The organism is Streptomyces sp. NPDC032721, assembly GCF_055579625.1.
This window is the reverse complement of sequence record NZ_JBVIMX010000007.1, coordinates 304619-323885: the sequence shown is the minus strand read 5'-3', so window position 1 is coordinate 323885 and position 19267 is coordinate 304619. Positions and strand designations below refer to the sequence as shown.

General features: G+C 71.9%; 15 protein-coding genes. 11 read left to right on the top strand and 4 right to left on the bottom strand.

From position 1 onward, the window contains the following. Positions 1–26 precede the first annotated feature (26 nt). From ACZ5PB_RS17460 to ACZ5PB_RS17430, 7 genes are all read left to right on the top strand, one after another. Positions 27–1679 carry an acyclic terpene utilization AtuA family protein gene (locus ACZ5PB_RS17460; RefSeq protein WP_468692127.1) on the top strand — a complete coding sequence of 551 codons (1653 nt, stop codon included), beginning with the start codon at positions 27–29 and terminating at the stop codon, positions 1677–1679. After that, a complete protein-coding gene (locus tag ACZ5PB_RS17455; RefSeq protein WP_468691998.1) occupies positions 1676–3274 on the top strand; it encodes an acyl-CoA carboxylase subunit beta in 1599 nt (532 codons plus the stop codon). Before ACZ5PB_RS17460 ends, ACZ5PB_RS17455 begins: the two co-directional genes overlap by 4 nt. Positions 3275–3326: 52 nt before the next feature. Continuing rightward, complete coding sequence (locus tag ACZ5PB_RS17450) at positions 3327–5273, top strand: acetyl/propionyl/methylcrotonyl-CoA carboxylase subunit alpha (RefSeq protein ID WP_468691997.1); 1947 nt, start codon at positions 3327–3329, stop codon at positions 5271–5273. Next, on the top strand, positions 5270–6439 hold the full coding sequence (locus ACZ5PB_RS17445; protein WP_468691996.1) for an acyl-CoA dehydrogenase family protein: 1170 nt from the start codon (positions 5270–5272) through the stop codon (positions 6437–6439). Before ACZ5PB_RS17450 ends, ACZ5PB_RS17445 begins: the two co-directional genes overlap by 4 nt. A 76-nt stretch (positions 6440–6515) precedes the next feature. Beyond that, positions 6516–8132, top strand: coding sequence for a 4-coumarate--CoA ligase family protein (locus ACZ5PB_RS17440; protein WP_468691994.1), 1617 nt, complete (start codon positions 6516–6518; stop codon positions 8130–8132). Then, positions 8129–8872, top strand: coding sequence for an enoyl-CoA hydratase family protein (locus tag ACZ5PB_RS17435; RefSeq protein ID WP_468691991.1), 744 nt, complete (start codon positions 8129–8131; stop codon positions 8870–8872). Before ACZ5PB_RS17440 ends, ACZ5PB_RS17435 begins: the two co-directional genes overlap by 4 nt. After that, positions 8860–9474: a TetR/AcrR family transcriptional regulator gene (locus ACZ5PB_RS17430; protein ID WP_468691989.1), complete on the top strand. Its 615-nt coding sequence runs from the start codon at positions 8860–8862 to the stop codon at positions 9472–9474. Before ACZ5PB_RS17435 ends, ACZ5PB_RS17430 begins: the two co-directional genes overlap by 13 nt. Before the next feature lie 48 nt (positions 9475–9522). Here ACZ5PB_RS17430 and ACZ5PB_RS17425 read toward each other — a convergent pair whose 3' ends face one another. Then, the gene (locus ACZ5PB_RS17425) at positions 9523–10623 is read right to left on the bottom strand and encodes a citrate synthase 2 (protein WP_468691987.1); all 1101 of its coding nucleotides are present in this window, start codon (positions 10621–10623) and stop codon (positions 9523–9525) included. A gap of 283 nt (positions 10624–10906) precedes the next feature. On the opposite strand from ACZ5PB_RS17425, the gene pdxH reads away from it, so the two are divergent. Together pdxH and ACZ5PB_RS17415 are read left to right on the top strand one after the other, a co-directional pair. Continuing rightward, on the top strand, positions 10907–11533 hold the full coding sequence (gene pdxH / locus ACZ5PB_RS17420) for a pyridoxamine 5'-phosphate oxidase (RefSeq protein ID WP_468692126.1): 627 nt from the start codon (positions 10907–10909) through the stop codon (positions 11531–11533). Between the two features lie 411 nt (positions 11534–11944). Beyond that, a complete protein-coding gene (locus ACZ5PB_RS17415; RefSeq protein WP_468691985.1) occupies positions 11945–13378 on the top strand; it encodes a PAS domain-containing protein in 1434 nt (477 codons plus the stop codon). 106 nt (positions 13379–13484) lie between these two features. Here ACZ5PB_RS17415 and ACZ5PB_RS17410 read toward each other — a convergent pair whose 3' ends face one another. Beyond that, positions 13485–14240, bottom strand: coding sequence for an SIS domain-containing protein (locus ACZ5PB_RS17410; protein ID WP_468691983.1), 756 nt, complete (start codon positions 14238–14240; stop codon positions 13485–13487). A gap of 275 nt (positions 14241–14515) precedes the next feature. Here ACZ5PB_RS17410 and ACZ5PB_RS17405 point away from each other — a divergent pair, with 275 nt between their 5' ends. Together ACZ5PB_RS17405 and ACZ5PB_RS17400 are read left to right on the top strand one after the other, a co-directional pair. Next, complete coding sequence (locus ACZ5PB_RS17405; protein ID WP_468691982.1) at positions 14516–15208, top strand: metal-dependent transcriptional regulator; 693 nt, start codon at positions 14516–14518, stop codon at positions 15206–15208. A 629-nt stretch (positions 15209–15837) separates the two neighbouring features. Then, positions 15838–16716 (top strand): alpha/beta fold hydrolase, encoded by an 879-nt coding sequence (locus ACZ5PB_RS17400; RefSeq protein ID WP_468691981.1) that lies wholly within the window; start codon positions 15838–15840, stop codon positions 16714–16716. 6 nt (positions 16717–16722) lie between these two features. Here the strand turns inward: ACZ5PB_RS17400 and ACZ5PB_RS17395 are convergent, their stop codons facing one another. Together ACZ5PB_RS17395 and ACZ5PB_RS17390 are read right to left on the bottom strand one after the other, a co-directional pair. After that, on the bottom strand, positions 16723–18366 hold the full coding sequence (locus ACZ5PB_RS17395) for a transporter (protein ID WP_468691978.1): 1644 nt from the start codon (positions 18364–18366) through the stop codon (positions 16723–16725). Beyond that, positions 18363–19208 carry an ABC transporter ATP-binding protein gene (locus ACZ5PB_RS17390; RefSeq protein ID WP_468691975.1) on the bottom strand — a complete coding sequence of 282 codons (846 nt, stop codon included), beginning with the start codon at positions 19206–19208 and terminating at the stop codon, positions 18363–18365. The genes ACZ5PB_RS17395 and ACZ5PB_RS17390 overlap by 4 nt, the downstream gene beginning before the upstream one ends. Positions 19209–19267 lie beyond the last annotated feature (59 nt).

The window sequence follows — 19267 nt, the reverse complement described above, 5'->3', positions numbered from 1 at the left end:
GCGACCGGTTCGACGCCGTGCGCGAGATGCTCACCGGCGGCGAACTCGACTTCCTCACCGGGGACTACCTCGCCGAGCTCACCATGCTCATCCTCGGCCGCGAGCGGATCAAGGACCCGGCCAAGGGGTACGCCAGGACCTTCCTGCGGCAACTGGAGGAGGGACTCGGCCTCGCGCACGAGCGAGGGGTGCGGATCGTCGTCAACGCCGGTGGGCTCAATCCGTCCGGACTCGCCGACGCCGTAAGGGAGTTGTCCGAACGGGCGGGGATTCCCGCGCGGGTCGGGCACGTACGCGGGGACGACCTGATGGGCGCCGGGCAGTGGGGTCCCGACAAGGGGCACCTCACCGCCAACGCCTACCTCGGCGGCGCCGGCATCACCGCCTGCCTGGACGCCGGGGCCGACATCGTCGTCACCGGGCGCGTCACCGACGCCGCCCTCGTCACCGGGCCGGCGGCCCACTGGTTCGGGTGGGGGCCCGAGGAGTACGACAGGCTCGCGGGCGCGGTCGTCGCCGGGCACGTCCTGGAGTGCGGCGCCCAGGCCACGGGCGGCAACTACTCCTTCTTCACGGCCCACGACGTCCGGCGGCCCGGCTTCCCGCTCGCGGAGATCCGGGAGGACGGGGCGTCCGTCATCACCAAGCACCCCGGCACCGGCGGCGTCGTCGACACCGGGACCGTCACCGCGCAGCTGCTGTACGAGACCGGCGGCGCCCGCTACGCCGGACCCGACACCACCGCCCGCCTGGACACCGTACGGCTGACGCGGGAAGCGCCGGACCGGGTGCGGATCAGCGGCGTGCGCGGGGAGGCTCCGCCGCCCACGCTCAAGGTCGGGGTGACGCGGTTCGGGGGGTGGCGCAACGAAGTGGTCTTCGTGCTCACCGGGCTCGACGTCGAGGAGAAGGCGGCTCTCGTACGGGGGCAGGTCGAGGACGCGTTCGGCGCGGCGGGCAAGCGGCCTGCCGAGGTGCGGTGGGAGCTGGTGCGGACCGACCGGGCCGATGCAGGGAGCGAGGAGACCGCAAGTGCCTTGCTGCGATTGGTCGTTCGGGATCCGGAGGAGCAGGCGGTCGGGCGGGCGGTGAGCGGTGCGGCCGTCGAGCTCGCGCTCGCCAGCTATCCCGGGTTCCATGTGACGGCACCGCCGGGGAAGGGGGCACCGTACGGGGTCTTCGAGGCCCATGCGGTGGATGCGGGTGCTGTGGCGCATGTGGCGGTGCTGCCGGACGGGACGGAGGTGGCGATTCCGGGGCCCGTACGGACGCGGGTCCTCGCCGACGCCGAAGCCGACGTACCGGAAACGGAAGAGGAACTGCCGCCGCCGCTGCCCGCCCCCCAGCCCACCCGCCGCGCCCCCCTCGGCCTCGTCGCCGGAGCCCGCAGCGGCGACAAGGGCGGCAACGCCAATGTCGGCGTGTGGGTGCGGACGGACGAGGCGTGGCGCTGGCTGGCGCACGAGCTGACCGTCGACCGCCTCAAGCAACTGCTGCCGGAAGCCGCTGAGTTGACCGTCACTCGCACCGTTCTCCCGCAGTTGCGCGCACTCAACTTCACCCTCGAAGGGCTGCTCGGCGAGGGCGTCGCCGCCCAGGCCCGGTTCGACCCGCAGGCGAAGGCCGTCGGCGAGTGGCTGCGCTCCCGGCACCTCGACATCCCGGAGGTAATCCTGTGACCGTGCTCGCCTCGGGCCTCGATACGGCAGGACCCGAGTACGCCGCCCACCGCGCCGCCATGCTCGCCAAGCTCGACGAACTTCAAGCCGCACACGCCAAGGCCCTCGCGGGCGGCGGCGAGAAGTACGTCGCACGGCACCGAAAGCGCGGCAAACTGCTCGCCCGGGAGCGGATCGAGCTGCTCGTCGACCCGGACACCCCCTTCCTGGAGCTGTCGCCGCTCGCCGCGTGGGGGAGCGACTACCCCGTCGGGGCCTCCATTGTCACCGGGATCGGGGTGGTGGAGGGGGTCGAGTGCCTGATCACCGCCAATGATCCGACGGTGCGTGGCGGGGCTTCCAACCCGTGGACGCTGAAGAAGGCGCTGCGGGCGAACCAGATCGCGTTCGAGAACCGGCTCCCCTGCATCAGCCTCGTCGAGTCGGGAGGTGCCGACCTGCCGTCGCAGAAGGAGATCTTCATCCCCGGCGGCGCGCTCTTCCGCGACATCACCCGGCTCTCCGCCGCCGGGATCCCGACCGTCGCCGTCGTCTTCGGCAACTCCACCGCCGGTGGCGCGTACGTGCCCGGCATGTCCGACCACACCGTAATGATCAAGGAGCAGTCCAAGGTCTTCCTCGGCGGGCCGCCCCTGGTGAAGATGGCCACCGGCGAGGTCAGCGACGACGAGTCGCTCGGCGGCGCGGAGATGCACGCGCGCGTGTCCGGACTGGCCGACCACTACGCGGTCGACGAACTGGACGCCCTGCGGCAGGCCCGGCGCATCGTCGCCCGCCTCAACTGGCGCAAGGCGCACGCCGACCCGCCCCCCGCCCAGGAGCCCAAGTACGACCCCGAGGAACTCGCCGGGATCGTCCCCGGCGACCTCAAGATCCCCTTCGACCCGCGCGAAGTGATCGCCAGGATCGTCGACGGATCGGACTTCGACGAGTTCAAGCCGCTGTACGGGACGAGCCTGGTGACCGGATGGGCGACGCTGCACGGCCATCCCGTGGGCATCCTCGCCAACGCCCAGGGGGTGCTGTTCAGCGCGGAGTCGCAGAAGGCGGCCCAGTTCATCCAGCTCGCCAACCAGCGCGACATCCCGCTGGTCTTCCTGCACAACACCACCGGCTACATGGTCGGCAAGGAGTACGAGCAGGGCGGCATCATCAAGCACGGCGCGATGATGATCAACGCCGTCTCGAACTCCACGGTGCCGCACCTGTCCGTGCTGATGGGCTCCTCCTACGGGGCCGGGCACTACGGCATGTGCGGGCGCGCCTACGACCCGCGCTTCCTGTTCGCCTGGCCCAGCTCCAAGTCCGCCGTGATGGGCCCGCAGCAGCTCGCCGGGGTCCTGTCGATCGTCGCCCGCGCCTCCGCCGCCGCCAAGGGGCAGCCGTACGACGACGAGGCGGACGCCGGGCTGCGCGCCATGGTCGAGCAGCAGATCGAGTCGGAGTCGCTGCCGATGTTCCTGTCCGGGCGGCTGTACGACGACGGGGTCATCGACCCGCGCGACACCCGCACCGTCCTCGGCCTGTGCCTGTCCGCCATCCACACCGCCCCTGTGCAGGGTGTGCGCGGCGGCTTCGGCGTCTTCCGGATGTGAGAGCCCCATGAACCCTGTGACACCTGTGACACCTGCGACTCCCGTGACCCCGATGATCAATTCTCTGCTCGTCGCCAACCGTGGCGAGATCGCCTGCCGCGTCTTCCGTACGTGTACGGAGCTCGGCATCGCCACCGTCGCCGTGCACTCCGACCCCGACGCCCACTCGCTCCACGCGCGCGTGGCCGACGCCGCCGTACGGCTGCCGGGGGCCTCGCCCGCCGACACGTACCTGCGCGGCGAACTGATCGTGAAGGCCGCACTGGCGGCCGGCGCGGACGCCGTGCACCCCGGGTACGGGTTCCTGTCCGAGAACGCCGACTTCGCCCGCGCCGTGGAGGACGCCGGACTCCTGTGGGTCGGACCGCCGCCCGCCGCCATCGAGGCGATGGCCTCCAAGACCCGCGCGAAGGAACTGATGGCCGAGGCGGGGGTGCCGCTGCTCGCCCCCGTGGACACCGCCGGGGCGACCGCCGCCGACCTTCCGCTGCTGCTCAAGGCGGCGGCCGGGGGCGGCGGGCGCGGTATGCGTGTCGTACGGGAACTGGACGCGCTGGAGGGTGAGTTGACGGCCGCTGCCGCCGAGGCGCGGTCCGCGTTCGGTGACGGCGAGGTCTTCGCCGAGCCGTACGTCGAGCGCGGACGCCACGTCGAGGTGCAGATCCTCGCCGACGCCCACGGCACCGTCTGGGCACTGGGCACCCGCGACTGCTCCCTCCAGCGCCGCCACCAGAAGGTCATCGAGGAGGCCCCGGCACCCGGCCTGCCCGACGCGCTCCGTACGGCCCTCCACGAGGCCGCCACGGCCGCCGCACGGGCCGTCGGGTACCGGGGCGCGGGGACGGTCGAGTTCCTCGTCGACGCGGACGGCAGGGCGTACTTCCTGGAGATGAACACCCGCCTCCAGGTCGAGCACCCCGTCACGGAAGCCGTGTTCGGTATCGACCTCGTCGCACTCCAGCTCCGTATCGCCGAGGGGGAGCGCCTGCCCGCCGAGCCCCCGGCGCCCGCCGGGCACGCGGTCGAGGCGCGGCTGTACGCCGAGGACCCGGCGGCGGGCTGGCAGCCGCAGACCGGGCCGCTGCACGCCCTGGACGTCCCCGGGGGACCCGGTCTGCGCCTGGACACCGGGTACGCGGGCGGCGACACCATCGGCATCCACTACGACCCCATGCTCGCCAAGGTCATCGCCCACGCGCCGACCCGCCGTGAAGCCGTCCGCAGACTCGCCCACGCGCTCGCCCGCGCCCGCGTGCACGGACCGGTCACCAACCGGGACCTCCTCGTCAGGTCCCTGCGGCACCCCGACTTCCTGGCCGCCGCACTGGACACCGGCTTCTACGACCGGCACCTGGAGGCACTGACCGCACCCGGCCCCGGCCACGCCGCCGACGAACGGCTGGCGGCGGTCGCGGCGGCCCTTGCCGACGCGGTGGTCGCCGGTCGCTCCGGAGGCTGGCGAAACGTGCCTTCGCAGCCGCAGAGCAAGTCGTACGAGGGGCACGGGACGCACGAGACGCACGAGGTCCGCTACTGGCCGCAGCGCACCGGCCACGCGCGCGTGGAGGGAGTGGACCGGGTCGTCTCCGTCACCCCCGAGCACGTCGTCCTCGAAGTCGACGGCGTACAGCGGCACTTCACTGTCACCGCCACCGGTCAGGGCGACCGGGTGTACGTCGACACCCCCACCGGCGCCCACACCCTCACCCGTACCCCCCGCTTCCCCGACCCCACCAGCCGCACCGCCCCCGGCTCCCTGCTCGCCCCCATGCCGGGGACGGTCGTACGGGTCGCCGAAGGGCTCGCGGAGGGGGCCAGGGTCACCGCAGGACAGCCCCTTCTCTGGCTGGAGGCGATGAAGATGGAGCACAAGGTCTCCGCTCCCGCCTCCGGCACGCTCACCGCACTCCACGCCACCCCCGGCCGCCAGGTCGAGGTCGGCACCCTGCTCGCCGTCGTACAGGCGGACCCCGACGCGCCGGAGGACACCGAATCATGAGCACCGACATCATCGAGACCCAGGAACACCAGGCGCTGCGCTCCGCCGTCGCCGCCCTCGGCAAGCGCTACGGGCGCGATTACTTCGCCGGCATCGTCCGCGACGACGCCCACCCCGACGCCCTGTGGGCGGACGCCGCCAAGCTGGGCTACCTCGGCGTCAGCCTGCCCGAGGAGTACGGCGGCGGAGGCGGCGGCATCACCGAACTGTCCATCGTCCTGGAGGAGCTGGGGGCCGCCGGGTGCCCGCTCCTGATGATGGTCGTCTCGCCCGCCATCTGCGGCACCGTCATCGCCCGCTTCGGCACCGAGGCCCAGAAGGCCAAGTGGCTGCCCGGCCTCGCCGACGGCACCCGCACCATGGCCTTCGGCATCACCGAACCCGACGCCGGGTCCAACTCCCACCGCATCACCACCACCGCCCGCAGGAGCGACGACGGCAACGGCTGGATACTCAACGGCCGCAAGGTCTTCATCTCCGGTGTCGACATCGCCGACGCCACCCTGATCGTCGGCCGCACCGAGGACGCCCGCACCGGCAGCCTCAAACCCTGCCTCTTCATCGTCGAGCGCGACACCCCCGGATTCGGGCGCTCCCGCATCGACATGGAACTCCAGGCCCCGGAGAAGCAGTTCGAGCTGACCCTCGACGACGTGCACCTGCCCGCCGACGCCCTCGTCGGCGACGAGGACGCGGGCCTCCTCCAGCTGTTCGCCGGGCTCAACCCGGAACGCATCATGACCGCCGCGTTCGCCGTCGGCATGGGGCGCTACGCGCTCGGCCGGGCGGTCTCGTACGCCAAGGAACGTACGGTCTGGAAGACACCCATCGGAGCCCACCAGGCCATCGCCCACCCCCTCGCCCAGGCGCACATCGAACTCGAACTCGCCCGCCTCATGATGCGCAAGGCCGCCGCCCTCTACGACGCCGGTGACGACATGGGCGCCGGAGAGGCCGCCAACATGGCGAAGTACGCGGCGGGTGAGGCCTGTGTGAAGGCCGTGGACCAGGCGGTGCACACCCTGGGCGGCAACGGGCTCACCCGCGAGTACGGACTCGCCTCCCTCATCGTGGCCGCCAGGGTCGCCCGGATCGCCCCGGTCAGCAGGGAGATGATCCTCAACTTCGTTTCCCACCAGTCCCTGGGTCTCCCCAAGTCGTACTGACGGGACGCATGCTGCTCCCTCCAGAACTCGCTCTCGTGCACTTTCCCGTGCCGCGCCGAAGGGGACCGTCATCGCCATGGTGTTCACCAGTGAGTATCCCGACGTACCGGACGCCGTACTGCCGGTCCACGAGGCGGTCCTCGGGGCCGCCGCCGAGTACGGCGACACACCCGCCCTCGTGGACGGGACCAATGGCACCACCCTGACCTACGCCCAGCTCGACCAGTACCACCGCAGGATCGCCGCCGCCCTGGCCGAGTCGGGCCTGCGCAAGGGCGACGTGCTGGCGCTGCACAGCCCCAACACGATCGCCTACCCGGCGGTGTTCTTCGCCGCCACGCGCGCGGGGGCGACAGTGACCACCGTGCACCCGCTGTCCACGGCCGAGGAGTTCGCCAAACAGCTCCGCGACTCCTCGGCCCGCTGGATCGTCACCGTCGCACCCCTCCTGGAGACGGCCCGCAGGGCGGCCGAACTCGTCGGCGGCATCGAGGAGATACTCGTCTGCGACAGCGCCCCGGGACACCGCTCGATCCTGGAGCTCGCGGGCTCCACCGCACCCGACCCCGCCGTCGCCATCGACCCCACCGAGGACATCGCCGTACTGCCGTACTCCTCGGGCACCACCGGACAGCCCAAGGGCGTGATGCTCACCCACCGCAGCATCGCGACGAACATGGCCCAGCTGGAGCCGTTCATCCCCATGGCGCCCGGCGACCGGATCCTGGCGGTGCTTCCCTTCTTCCACATCTACGGTCTGATGGCACTGATCAACGTGCCGCTCTCGCACGGGGCGACGGTCGTCGTGCTGCCCCGCTTCGAGCTCGACCAGTTCCTGCGCACCGTCCAGGACCAGCGCATCACCGGCCTCTACGTCGCCCCGCCGATCGTGCTCGCCCTGGCGAAACACCCCGCCGTCGAGCGGTACGACCTCTCCTCACTGGAGTACGTCCTGTCCGCCGCGGCCCCGCTGGACGCCGCACTCGCCGAGGCCTGCGCCACCCGCCTCGGGCTGCCGCCGCTCCTCCAGGCGTACGGCATGACCGAACTGTCGCCGGGCACCCACGTCGTCCCCCGCGACGCCGAGAACCCCGCCCCCGGCGCCGTCGGCAAACTCCTGCCCAGCACCGAGATGCGCATCCTGGACCTCAACACATCCGACGCATCCGGCGCATCCGGCGCATCCGGCGGATCCCGCAAGGACCTCGGCGTCGGCGAGGACGGCGAGATCGTCATCCGGGGCCCGCAGCGCATGGCCGGCTATCTGAACAGGCCCGACGAGACCGCCGCGATGATCGACGAGGACGGCTGGGTGCACACCGGCGACATAGGCCGGGTCGACGCCGACGGATGGCTGTTCGTCGTCGACCGCGTCAAGGAACTCATCAAGTACAAGGGCTACCAGGTCGCCCCCGCCGAACTGGAGGCGCTCCTCCTCACCCACCCCTCGGTCGCGGATGCGGCCGTGATCGGGGTATACGACGACGACGGCAACGAAGTGCCCAAGGCGTTCGTCGTACGACAACCGCACGCCGGTGAGTTGAGGGAGGAGGACGTGCTCGCCCACGTCGCCGCACAGGTGGCCCCGTACAAGAAGCTGCGCCGCGTGGAGTTCGTCGAATCGGTGCCCCGCGCGGCCTCCGGCAAGATCCTGCGGCGCGAGCTGCGGGAGAGGGAGAAGAAGCAGAAGTGACACGGCAGGCGCTCGCCCCCACCACCCACGACCGGGGCATCACCACTCTCACCCTGGACTCACCGGCCAACCGCAACGCCCTCTCGGCGTCCCTGGTCGGCGAGCTGGCCCGGTCCCTGGAGCGGTGCGGGAAGGACCCCTCGGTGCGTGCGGTGGTGCTCGCCCACACCGGCAACACCTTCAGCGCGGGCGCCGACCTGAAGACCCCGGCCAGTCCGTACGCCTTCGTCGCCCTGCTGCGGCAGATCGCCGAACTGCCCAAGCCCGTCCTCGCCCGCGTCGACGGGCACGCGCGCGCGGGCGGGCTCGGTCTGCTCGGGGTGTGCGACCTGGCGTTCGCCACGTCGGCCTCGGACTTCGCCTTCTCGGAGGTACGGATAGGGGTGGCGCCCGCCGTCATCTCGATCCCGCTGCTGCCCCGCCTGGAACCGCGCGCCGCGTCCCGCTACTTCCTCACCGGGGAGGTGTTCGGCGGGGCGCGCGCCCAGGAGATCGGCCTGCTGACCGAGGCGGCACCGGACGTGGACGCCGTGCTCGACCCCGTACTGGACGCCTTGCGGAGGGCTTCCCCGCAAGGTCTCGCGGAGTCGAAACGCCTGCTGACGGCCGGTATGCGGGACGCTTTCGACCGCGATGCGGAAGACCTGGTACAACGCTCGGCAGCGCTGTTCGCGTCCACCGAGGCGCGCGAGGGCGTGACCGCGCACCTCGAACGACGGGACCCCGCATGGCTACTGTGACCGCCCCCAAGCAGGACCGCAGCCGGGTCACCCGGCAGCGTTTGCTGGAGGCCGCGGTGGCCTGCCTCGACGAGCGGGGGTGGGCGGGCTCCACGGTGTCCGTCGTGGCGGAGCGGGCGGGGGTCTCGCGCGGGGCCGCACAGCACCACTTCCCGACCCGGGAGGACCTCTTCACCGCCGCCGTCGAGTACGTGGCGGAGGAGCGGTCCACCGCGCTGCGGGCGCTGCCCGGGCACACCGTCGGCGCGGTCGTCAAAGCCATCGTCGACCTCTACACCGGACCGCTGTTCCGGGCCGCGCTGCACCTGTGGGTGGCGGCCTCCAACGAGGAGCAGCTGCACGCGCGCGTGACGGAGCTGGAGGCACGGGTGGGCCGCGAGACCCACCGGATAGCCGTCGCGCTCCTGCACGCCGACGAGTCGCGGCCCGGGGTGCGCGAGACGGTCCAGGGCTTCCTGGACATGGCGCGCGGGCTTGGTCTCGCCAACCTGCTCACCGACGACGGGGCGCGGCGCGACAAGGTGGTGGCCCAGTGGGCCGAGCTGATCGAAGGGGCGCTGAACGGCTCGCTGAGCGGGAACCCGCCGAGCGGAAAGCAGTAAGGGGTGGCCTCCCGGAGGCCACCCCTTACCCGCCTGCTTCTCGGTGCGTCAGCCCGCGATGTCCTCGAAGCCCGACACCTCGCGCGGGTTCCGGCTGCCCGGACCCACGTAGCGCGCCGACGGGCGGACCAGCCGGCCCGTGCGCTTCTGCTCCAGGATGTGCGCCGACCAGCCCGCCGTACGGGCGCAGGTGAACATCGACGTGAACATGTGCGCCGGGACCTCCGCGAAGTCCAGCACGATCGCCGCCCAGAACTCGACGTTCGTCGCCAGCACCCGGTCGGGGCGGCGCGCGTGCAGCTCCTCCAGGGCGGCCTTCTCCAGCGCCTCGGCGACCTCGAAGCGCGGGGCGGCGAGTTCCTTGGCGGTACGGCGCAGGACGCGGGCGCGCGGGTCCTCCGCGCGGTACACGCGGTGTCCGAAGCCCATCAGGCGCTCGCCCTTGTCCAGGGCCTGGCGGACGTAGGCGCGCGCGTCGCCGGTGCGCTCGATCTCCTCGATCATGCCGAGGACCCGGGACGGGGCGCCGCCGTGCAGCGGACCCGACATGGCGCCGACCGCACCCGAGAGGGCGGCGGCCACGTCCGCGCCCGTCGAGGCGATCACGCGGGCGGTGAACGTGGAGGCGTTCATGCCGTGCTCGGCGGCGGAGGTCCAGTAGGCGTCGACCGCCTTGACGTGCTTGGGGTCCGGCTCGCCGCGCCAGCGGATCATGAAGCGCTCGACGACCGAGTCGGCCTTGTCGATCTCGCTCTGCGGCACCATCGGCAGGCCCTGGCCGCGCGCCGACTGGGCGACGTACGAAAGCGCCATCACGGCGGCCCGCGCCAGGTTGTCGCGGGCGGTGGCCTCGTCGATGTCCAGCAGCGGTTTCAGGCCCCAGACGGGGGCGAGCATCGCCAGCGCCGACTGGACGTCGACCCGGATGTCACCGGAGTGCACCGGGATCGGGAACGGCTCCGCGGGCGGCAGACCGGGGTTGAACGCCCCGTCGACCAGCAGACCCCACACGTTGCCGAAGGAGACGTGACCGACCAGGTCCTCGATGTCGACACCCCGGTAGCGGAGGGACCCGCCCTCCTTGTCCGGTTCGGCGATCTCCGTTTCGAACGCGACGACTCCTTCGAGTCCGGGTACGAAGTCGGACATCAGGCGGCTCCTCAAGATCTGTACGCAGGGCGTGACGTGTACGGGAAGCGACGGGAGGCAGGAACGATACCCCCGCTGTGGAGAAGCCACAGGGTTCCCACCATGGATTTTGGCCGGTTCCACCGATGCGGGGAAGCGTGAGAACAGGCACACTCCCCGACCCACTTCCGGGAGGATTAGCAGGAGTTGAGGGTGGGCAGACTGGGGCTGCGCCGACTGCGGCAGGATGGGCCCCGTGCCGAACACACTTCCCGATCCGTCCGTGACCGCTGATCCGTCCGTGATGCGCGAGCAGTACCGCAGCGAGCCCTTCACCGAGGACTCCCTCGCGGCCACGCCCATGGACCAGTTCGCCCGCTGGTTCCAGCAGGCCGCCGAAGGCGGACTGCACGAGCCGAACGCCATGGTCGTCGCCACCGCCACCCCCGACGGCCGCCCCAGCACCCGGACCGTACTGCTCAAGGCGTACGACGCGGGCGGCTTCGTCTTCTTCACCAACTACCGCTCGCGCAAGGGCGAGGAGCTGGCGGCCAACCCGTACCTCTCGCTGCTCTTCCCCTGGCACCAGATCGCCCGCCAGGTGGTCGTCACCGGCACCGCGACACGGATCTCGCGCGCCGAGACCGCCGCGTACTTCCGCACCCGCCCGCACGGCTCGCAGCTCGGCGCCTGGGCCAGCGAGCAGTCGCAGGTGATCGACGACCGCGACGAACTGATCGCCGCGTACGCCGAGTTGGAGGAGCGCTACCCCGAGGGCGAGAAGGTTCCCGTGCCGCCGCACTGGGGCGGCTTCCGCGTCGTCCCGCAGACGGTCGAGTTCTGGCAGGGGAACGAGAACCGGCTGCACGACCGGCTGCGGTACGTCGCCCGGGACGGCGGGGCCTGGTCGGTGGAGCGCCTCAACCCGTAGCGCCCGGAAACCCCGTGGCGCCCGAAAACCCCGTGGCGCCCGGAAAACGCAGAACCCCGCGGGCTCAGGTCCCCTCCGAGGATCCTTCGGAGGAGGCCGGCCGGACTTACCGGCGAGCCCGCGGGGCGGTGACTGCTTGGGATTGGACCGGCTGCGCCGGTTCCGCACTGAGTACGACGTACGGGCAACTAGCCCGCAGCCACCTCACGAGTCCGGAAAGAAATCACTTCCGAATCACCTCCTTTCAGCGTGGGCCACACACTAGGAGCGCCGCCGGAGCGCTTCAACCGAATTAACGGCGCACGTCGATTTCCCGGAAACGGGGTGTGGGCTGCGTCACGTTCGAGTTGAATGATCCGACGTGCGGCCAGCCGAACAGCCGCGCAGACGAACACCTGCGGGGGTGGCCGGGTGAGTGCTTCTCTGGGCAGTGGGACCACCGATCCCGAGCCGGGGTCGGTACCAGGACCAGGACCAGGACCGGAGTCGGTGCCGGAGCCGGAGTCGGTGCCGGGAGCGAGGGCGGGCTCCGAGCTGCTCGCCGCCCTCCTCGACGGGATGGACGCGGCACTCTGCGCCTTCGACGCCGACGGCACCGTCACCCACTGGAACCGCGAGGCCGAGCGCATCCTCGGCTGGAGCGCCGGTGACGCGGTCGGCCGCCACGGGTTCGCGGGCTGGGCGGTGCGCAGCGCGGACGCCGACGAGGTGCAGGAGCGGCTGACGGCCGCGATGCGCGGCGGCGGCCGGCAGGTCCACGAGTTCGCCCTGCTGCGCAAGGACGGCAGCCGGGTGCTCGTACGGATGCAGTCGGCCGCGGTGACCGGCGCCGACGGGAAACCGGCCGGGGTCTACAGCGCCTTCGGCGAGGTGCACGCCCAGATCGACCTGGAGCGGGCCATCGCGCTGAGCGAGGTCCTCTTCGAGGACGCGTCGTGGGGGGTGGTCCTGCTCGACGTGGACCTGCGTCCCACCGTGGTCAACGTGCACGCTGCCAGAGCCCTGGGCGGCGGCCGTACGGCGCTGCTCGGGCGCCCGCTGGGCGACACCGTCGTGCAGGGCGCGGACGAACTGGAGGGCGCCCTCCAGCACGTGCTCGCCGAGGGCACCCCGCCCGCCCCCTTCGACCTCTGGGTGACGCTGCGCGCCGCCGAGGGCGAGCGGCGGCGCTGCTGGCGCAGCGGGTTCCTGCGGCTGGCCTCGCCCCTCGCGGAGGAGCCGGTGCCGCTGGGCGTGGCCTGGATCTTCCAGGACGTCACCGACGCCAAGACCGCCGAGCAGGAGGCGGCCAGACTCCGTTTCCGCGGCAACCAGCTGTACCGGGCGGCGCGTACGGCCGCCGAGTGCGAGGACCCCATGGAGGCCGCGGCGGCCCACGTCGACTTCGGTCTCGCCGGTTTCGCGGACCACGCCCTGATCGACGTACTGGCGAGGACGGAGGGCGCGACAGGCGGGCCGGGGACCCGGCTCGTACGGGTGGCCGCCACGCCCGCAGGGGAGCCCGGCCCCTGCACCCAGGACAACGCGGGGGCGGGCATCCCGGTGGGCTACTGCGAGGGCCACCCCGCCCTCCAGGCACTCGACCGCACGGGAGCGGTACGCGCGAGCGCGGGCGCGCGTACCGACGCCGAGGCGTGGGCGGTGGAGCGGCAGTGGCCCAGGGAGACGGTGCACGCGCTGTGCATGGTGCTGCGCAGCCGTGGCCGCACCCTGGGGACGGTGACCTTCCTGCGGGGGGCGAGCAGGCCCGCCTTCGAGCGCCCGGACGCGACGTACGCGGAGAGCATCGCGTTACGGGTGGCGGCGGCGGTGGACCTGGCGCAGGTGCTCGGGGAGGCCGGGTAACCGGGCGCTCTCGGGGCGGCGCCGGGGGTCAGTGCGGGGAGTCCGTGCGGGGCGTCAGTGCAGGGAGTCCGCGCGGGGCGTCCGTGCGGGGCGTCCGTGCGGGGAGTCAGTGCCGGAAGAAGATCCGGTCCCTGTGCTCCGTCATCACCCGGCCGTTCCACTCGTGCCCGCCGTCCACGTTCCCCGAGCGCAGCATCGGCGGCTCGATGCCCCGGGCCGCCAGCTCGCCCGCCGCGGCGGCCATGACCGCCTGCATGAGGGCGCTGGTGACCACTGTCGAGGCGGGCGCGAAGGGCGCTTCGATGCCCTCGGCCGTCAACTCCGCGTCCCCCACCGCGATCTTGCTGTCCAGCACGATGTCGCAGTGGTCCTTGAGGAAGCTGCCGGACTTGTGCCGCGACCTGGTGCCCTCCGCGTACGCCACCGACGTCACACCGATGACCTTCAGCCCCAGGGCGCGCGCGTTCATCGCCATCTCCACCGGCAGCGCGTTGCGCCCGGACAGCGAGATGACCACCAGTACGTCACCGGGCTTGGCCGGGCTGCTGTCCAGGACCGCGCCCGCGAGCCCGTCCACCCGCTCCAGGGCGGAGCCGAGGGTGGCGGGCATGACGTCGATGCCGACGACGCCCGGGACGGCGAGCAGGTTCATCAGGGCGAGGCCGCCCGCCCGGTAGACGACGTCCTGGGCGGCCAGCGAGGAGTGGCCGGCGCCGAAGGCGAAGAGCCGGCCGTTCGCGGCGACGGTGTCGGCGATGGCGGTGCCCGCCGCGGCGATGTGTTCGGCCTCCTCGTCGCGCACCCGGTGCAGCAGGCCGATCGCGGCGTCGAAGAACTGATGGGCCAGCTTGCTCTCGCTCATCGCTGAATGGCCTTTCCAGGGGATGCCAGAGGTACCAGGGGGATACCGGGGGTGACGAACCGAGGCGGCGTCCGCGCCGCCGATCACGTTGCGGTCTGGACCAGTGGCCTGTCAATACGGCCTGCCGATACGGCCTGTCCGTGCGGTCTCGCCCCGGCGCGGCACGGTTGTCAGTGCGATGCGTAAGAATTGGTACCGGGCCGGGGTGTCCCGCGGAAATCCGCCGGACGCTCTCAGAGCACGACGATTTTCTGTCACAGCATCGAGGGGCACACATGTCCGGACTGATCGACACCACGGAGATGTATCTCCGCACCATCCTCGAACTCGAAGAGGAGGGCGTCGTCCCCATGCGCGCCCGTATCGCCGAGCGACTGGACCAGAGCGGCCCGACGGTCAGCCAGACGGTGGCGCGCATGGAGCGCGACGGCCTGGTGACGGTGGCGAACGACCGCCACCTGGAGTTCACCGACGAGGGCCGCAGGCTGGCCACGCGCGTGATGCGCAAGCATCGGCTGGCCGAGTGCCTGCTCGTCGACGTCATCGGCCTGGAGTGGGAGCAGGTGCACGCGGAGGCGTGCCGCTGGGAGCACGTGATGAGCGAGGCGGTGGAGCGCCGGGTGCTCGAACTGCTCCGCCACCCCACGGAGTCTCCGTACGGCAACCCGATCCCCGGCCTGGAAGAGCTCGGCGAGAAGTCCGAGGCGGACCCGTTCCTCGACGACAGCATGGTCAGCCTCAACGACCTGGCGCCGGGCCCGGAGGGCAAGACGGTGGTCGTACGGCGCATCGGCGAGCCCATCCAGACCGACGCCCAGCTGATGTACACGCTGCGCCGCGCGGGCGTGCAGCCCGGTTCGGTGGTCAGCGTGACGGAGTCGCCGGGCGGGGTGCTGGTCGGCAGCAGCGGCGAGGCGGCCGAGCTGGACGGGGAGACGGCGTCGCACGTCTTCGTAGCCAAGCGGTAGGCGGCAAGCGGTAAGTGGCAGGCGGCAGGCGGCCCGGCTCTCGGAGCCCGGCTCCCGGCCGGTCCGCCGCTAAGGTCAACTTCCCTCCCGTGCCGGGGAGTTGGATTCCCCTTTCGTGCCGGAATACCAGCGGCCGGGCGGATCGCGTGCCACGCTGTGTCTGCGACACATGAACCGGGGCACACGACGTGGGTACGGGCTGCCGACAGGGCCCGCAGCGCTGCCGGGGAGGAGGCGGGGATGCAGAACCCGTCGCACGTACAGCACGTCGCGCGCGGCTCGCAGACACCGCAAGCACCTCAAGCACCGCAGGCGTCACTCGCATCGCGGTCCACGGACAAGGAGGGCCCCGGCGCCGTGAGGCGCCGGGGCCTGTCCTCCCCTGTGCCGACCTGGAGCCCCGAGCTCCCTAGGTCGACTCCCGCGGACCGTCTTCCCCGAGCGGCCCGCCTCCCGCAGAAGATCTCCCCTCGGCAGCGCGAGCCAATCCTTGAGCGCTGTCACTCGAAAGTGGGGTCTTGGGTGGCAGATCAGCATTTTCGAATGGGAGTTCGATAGCTTGGAGTGGCAGGCAGCGATGACCACCCGGAACCGGAAGTGACCGGACCAAGAAGGGGGTGCCAGGCCATATGGTGCGGCGCATCGACGTGACCGGAGCCGACGGCGTACGCCTTGCCGCCTGGGAGTTCGCCGACCCGCCCAAGGCCGGTGCCGAGCCGGAGCGGACCCCCGGGATCTTATTGCTGCACGGACTGATGGGCCGCTCCTCGCACTGGGCGGACACCGCCCGCTGGCTCTCCGAACGGCACCGGGCCGTCGCCCTGGACCAGCGCGGCCACGGCCGCAGCGAGAAACCGGCCGATGGCCCCTACACCCGTGAGGCGTACGTCGCCGACGCCGAGGCCGCGGTGGAGAGCCTCGGCCTCGCCCCGGTCACCCTCATAGGCCACTCGATGGGCGCCCTCACCGCCTGGCAGCTCGCCGCCAAGCGGCCCGACCTGGTCCGCGCCCTGGTCGTCTGCGACATGCGCGCCTCGGCCCTCGGGGCCGCCTCCCAGCGGGAGTGGGAGGACTGGTTCAAGGCCTGGCCGGTGCCGTTCGCCCGGCTCGCGGACGTACGCAAGTGGTTCGGCGAGGACGACCCGTGGGTGGAGCGGCCCTCACCGGCCCGGGGGGAGTTCTTCGCCGAGGTGATGGCGGAGCGGGCGGACGGCTGGCGGCCGGTCTTCTCGCGCCGGCAGATGCTCCAGTCGCGGGCGACCTGGGTGTACGACGCGCACTGGGACGAGCTGTCCCAGGTGGCCTGCCCCACGCTGGTCGTCCGCGGCCTGGACGGCGAGCTGGGCCGCGCCGAGGCCCAGGAAATGGTCCGCGTCCTGCCGCAGGGCCGGTACGCGGAGGTCCAGGACGCAGGCCACCTGGTCCACTACGACCAGCCGGAGGGCTGGCGCGCCGCGATCGAACCCTTCCTGGAGGAAACGGCGGTACTCAGCCCGCCCGTCACCTGACCAAGCTCACCCCTTGCTGACCGCCGCCAGGATCTCCGGCAGCCGCCGCGCCACCCTCGGCGCGGCCAGCTTCATGCCCGCCCAGCCCGCCAGCGCCCCGTAGGCGATGCCCACCGGCAGCAGCAGCCACGTCGGCCCGTCCGAGACGTGGAGCCAGACCGCCAGTGCGATCAGCGGGGCGCAGGTCACCACGGACACCACCAGACCCGCCAGCAGCGACATCCACGCCAGCGAACCCTGTCCGGCCGACACGTTCTTGTGGGTGCTGTCCTGCGGGACCGAGTACGGGTACCTGGCCGAGGCGACCATCCCCGCCGCCAGCATCGCGCCGAGCAGCGCCAGCGACATCCCCAGCACCTCGGGCAGCGCACCCCAGTCGCCGACGACCGCCGCCGTCACGACCACGACCAGCAGGGTGTACGGAATGGTGATCGCCAGCAGTGCGAGCATCCGTGCCCACAGCTCCTGGAAGGCGTCCTTCACCGTCGAGATGGACATGGCGACCATCCAGAAGGCCGAGGTGTCCGAGCCGAACTGGTTGAAGGTCAGCATCCCGAGCATGCCCGTCGCGATGCACGCGAAGTACACCGACCCGGTCCCCTGGAGCGCGTTGAAGACCGGCACGATCAGACCGATGGCCAGCGAGGAGACCCACGGCCCCTTCGTCTTCGGATCGCGCCAGATGTAGCGCAGCACCCGCTGCGCGGTGGCCGCCGTCCGCCCGTCCGGCAGCAGCCGCGCCAGCAGACCCGACCTGGACTCCTTGCGGGTGGGACCGGACGCCGCCTGGAGCGTCGAACCGTCCGGCGCCGTCATCAGCTTGACCAGACCGCGCTCCCACGACCACAGCAGGCCCGCGAGCAGCACGGCGGCCAGCAGCAGCTGGACCGCGGCCCGCCCGTAGGCGCCGTCGCCCGCCGAGTGCACCGCGCCGATCGCCGACGCGGGCGGCACCCACCGCACCACGTCCGCCACCGGATCGAGCACGTCCAGGCTGCCGCCGGTCCGGCTCAGCCGCTGCCAGCCGAAGTTCACGAACTGGATGCCGACCGCGATGATCAGCCCGCTGAGCACCGCCAGGTCACGGCCGCGCCGGCTGGTCAGCAGCCGCACGTTGGCCGTCGCGACGGTACGGGCCAGCGCCACGCACGTCAGCACGGTCAGCGGCGCCGCCAGCACCGCCACCACGGCCCCCGCCGCCCCGTGCGCCACGGCGAGCGCACAGCCCACCACCAGGCACACCGTGAACAGCGGCCCTATCCCCACCAGCGAAGCCGCCAGCAGCGCCCGCACCAGGGGCCTGGGCCGCAGCGGCAGCATCACCAGCCGCGAGGCGTCCAGGGTCTCGTCGCCGCTCGGGAAGAACAGCGGCATGAACGTCCAGCCCAGCGCCAGGAGGAGCGTCAGCAGCAGCGTCACCGTCGGGGCGGCCGACACCCCGCGCAGCAGGAACAGCCCGAACAGCTGGAGCGCCGAGAAGAGCACCACCAGCACCCCGGTGGTGATGAACGCCGCCTTGCGTCCGGACGACTGCCGCAGCCCGTTCTTCAGCAGCGCCAGCTTCAGCCGTACGAAGAGCGGGGTCATCCCCGTCGTCACGGGCCCCGGGCCCGCCCCGGCCCCCTGGGAAGAATCGACGACCGCACTCATCGCGCAGCACCGGCCCCGTCGCCACTGCCACTGCCGCCGCCACCGAGCCAGTCCAGGCTCTCCCCGGCGTCCCGCCCGTTCGCCCCGACCAGCTCCAGGAACGCGTTCTGCAGGGTCGGCGCGTCGCCCCGTACCTCGGCGAGGGTGCCCTGTGCGCGGATGCGGCCCGCGGCCATCACGGCCACCCAGTCGCACAGCGACTCCACCAGCTCCATCACATGGCTGGAGAAGATCACCGTCGCACCGGACGCGGTGTACCGCTCAAGGACGCCCCGGATGGTCTGCGCCGACACCGGGTCGACGCCCTCGAACGGCTCGTCCAGGAAAAGTACTTGGGGGTTGTGCAGCAGGGCGGCGGCCAGCCCGATCTTCTTCTTCATGCCCGTCGAGTAGTCGACGACCAGCTTGTGCTGCGAGCCCGCCAGGTCCAGTACGTCGAGCAGCTGGGTGGCCCGCTTGTCGACCTCCTCGCCGGGCAGTCCGCGCAACCGGCCGCTGTAGGCGAGCAGTTCCCGCCCCGACAGCCGCTCGAAGAGCCGGAGCCCCTCCGGCAGCACGCCGATCCTGGACTTGATCTGCACCGGGTCGCGCCACACGTCGTGCCCGCCGATCTCGACGGTCCCCTGATCGGGGCGGAGCAGCCCCGTCACCATCGACAGCGTGGTGGTCTTCCCCGCCCCGTTCGGGCCGACGAGCCCGATGAACTTCCCCGCGGGCAGTTCCAGATCGATTCCGGCCACGGCCACCTGCTCGCCGAACCGCTTCCACAAGCCCTGAACACGTACTGCGGCGGGCGGCGCCGACTGCGCCCCGCCCGCCTCGTCGAATGCCTGGTCAGGCATACCGCTGCCTTTCGTGGTCCCCGAGATACGGGTCCCAGCGTAGGCCGTGTCCCCCGGAT

What these genes read in the sequence shown, in the direction of transcription:
- ACZ5PB_RS17405 (WP_468691982.1), top strand. Translation starts at nt 14,516, where the DNA reads ATGTCCGGACTGATCGACACCACGGAGATGTATCTCCGCACCATCCTC.
- ACZ5PB_RS17410 (WP_468691983.1), bottom strand. Translation starts at nt 14,240, where the DNA reads ATGAGCGAGAGCAAGCTGGCCCATCAGTTCTTCGACGCCGCGATCGGC.
- ACZ5PB_RS17390 (WP_468691975.1), bottom strand. Translation starts at nt 19,208, where the DNA reads ATGCCTGACCAGGCATTCGACGAGGCGGGCGGGGCGCAGTCGGCGCCG.
- ACZ5PB_RS17440 (WP_468691994.1), top strand. Translation starts at nt 6,516, where the DNA reads ATGGTGTTCACCAGTGAGTATCCCGACGTACCGGACGCCGTACTGCCG.
- ACZ5PB_RS17400 (WP_468691981.1), top strand. Translation starts at nt 15,838, where the DNA reads ATGGTGCGGCGCATCGACGTGACCGGAGCCGACGGCGTACGCCTTGCC.
- pdxH (WP_468692126.1), top strand. Translation starts at nt 10,907, where the DNA reads ATGCGCGAGCAGTACCGCAGCGAGCCCTTCACCGAGGACTCCCTCGCG.
- ACZ5PB_RS17430 (WP_468691989.1), top strand. Translation starts at nt 8,860, where the DNA reads ATGGCTACTGTGACCGCCCCCAAGCAGGACCGCAGCCGGGTCACCCGG.
- ACZ5PB_RS17395 (WP_468691978.1), bottom strand. Translation starts at nt 18,366, where the DNA reads ATGAGTGCGGTCGTCGATTCTTCCCAGGGGGCCGGGGCGGGCCCGGGG.
- ACZ5PB_RS17445 (WP_468691996.1), top strand. Translation starts at nt 5,270, where the DNA reads ATGAGCACCGACATCATCGAGACCCAGGAACACCAGGCGCTGCGCTCC.
- ACZ5PB_RS17460 (WP_468692127.1), top strand. Translation starts at nt 27, where the DNA reads ATGCTCACCGGCGGCGAACTCGACTTCCTCACCGGGGACTACCTCGCC.
- ACZ5PB_RS17425 (WP_468691987.1), bottom strand. Translation starts at nt 10,623, where the DNA reads ATGTCCGACTTCGTACCCGGACTCGAAGGAGTCGTCGCGTTCGAAACG.
- ACZ5PB_RS17450 (WP_468691997.1), top strand. Translation starts at nt 3,327, where the DNA reads ATGATCAATTCTCTGCTCGTCGCCAACCGTGGCGAGATCGCCTGCCGC.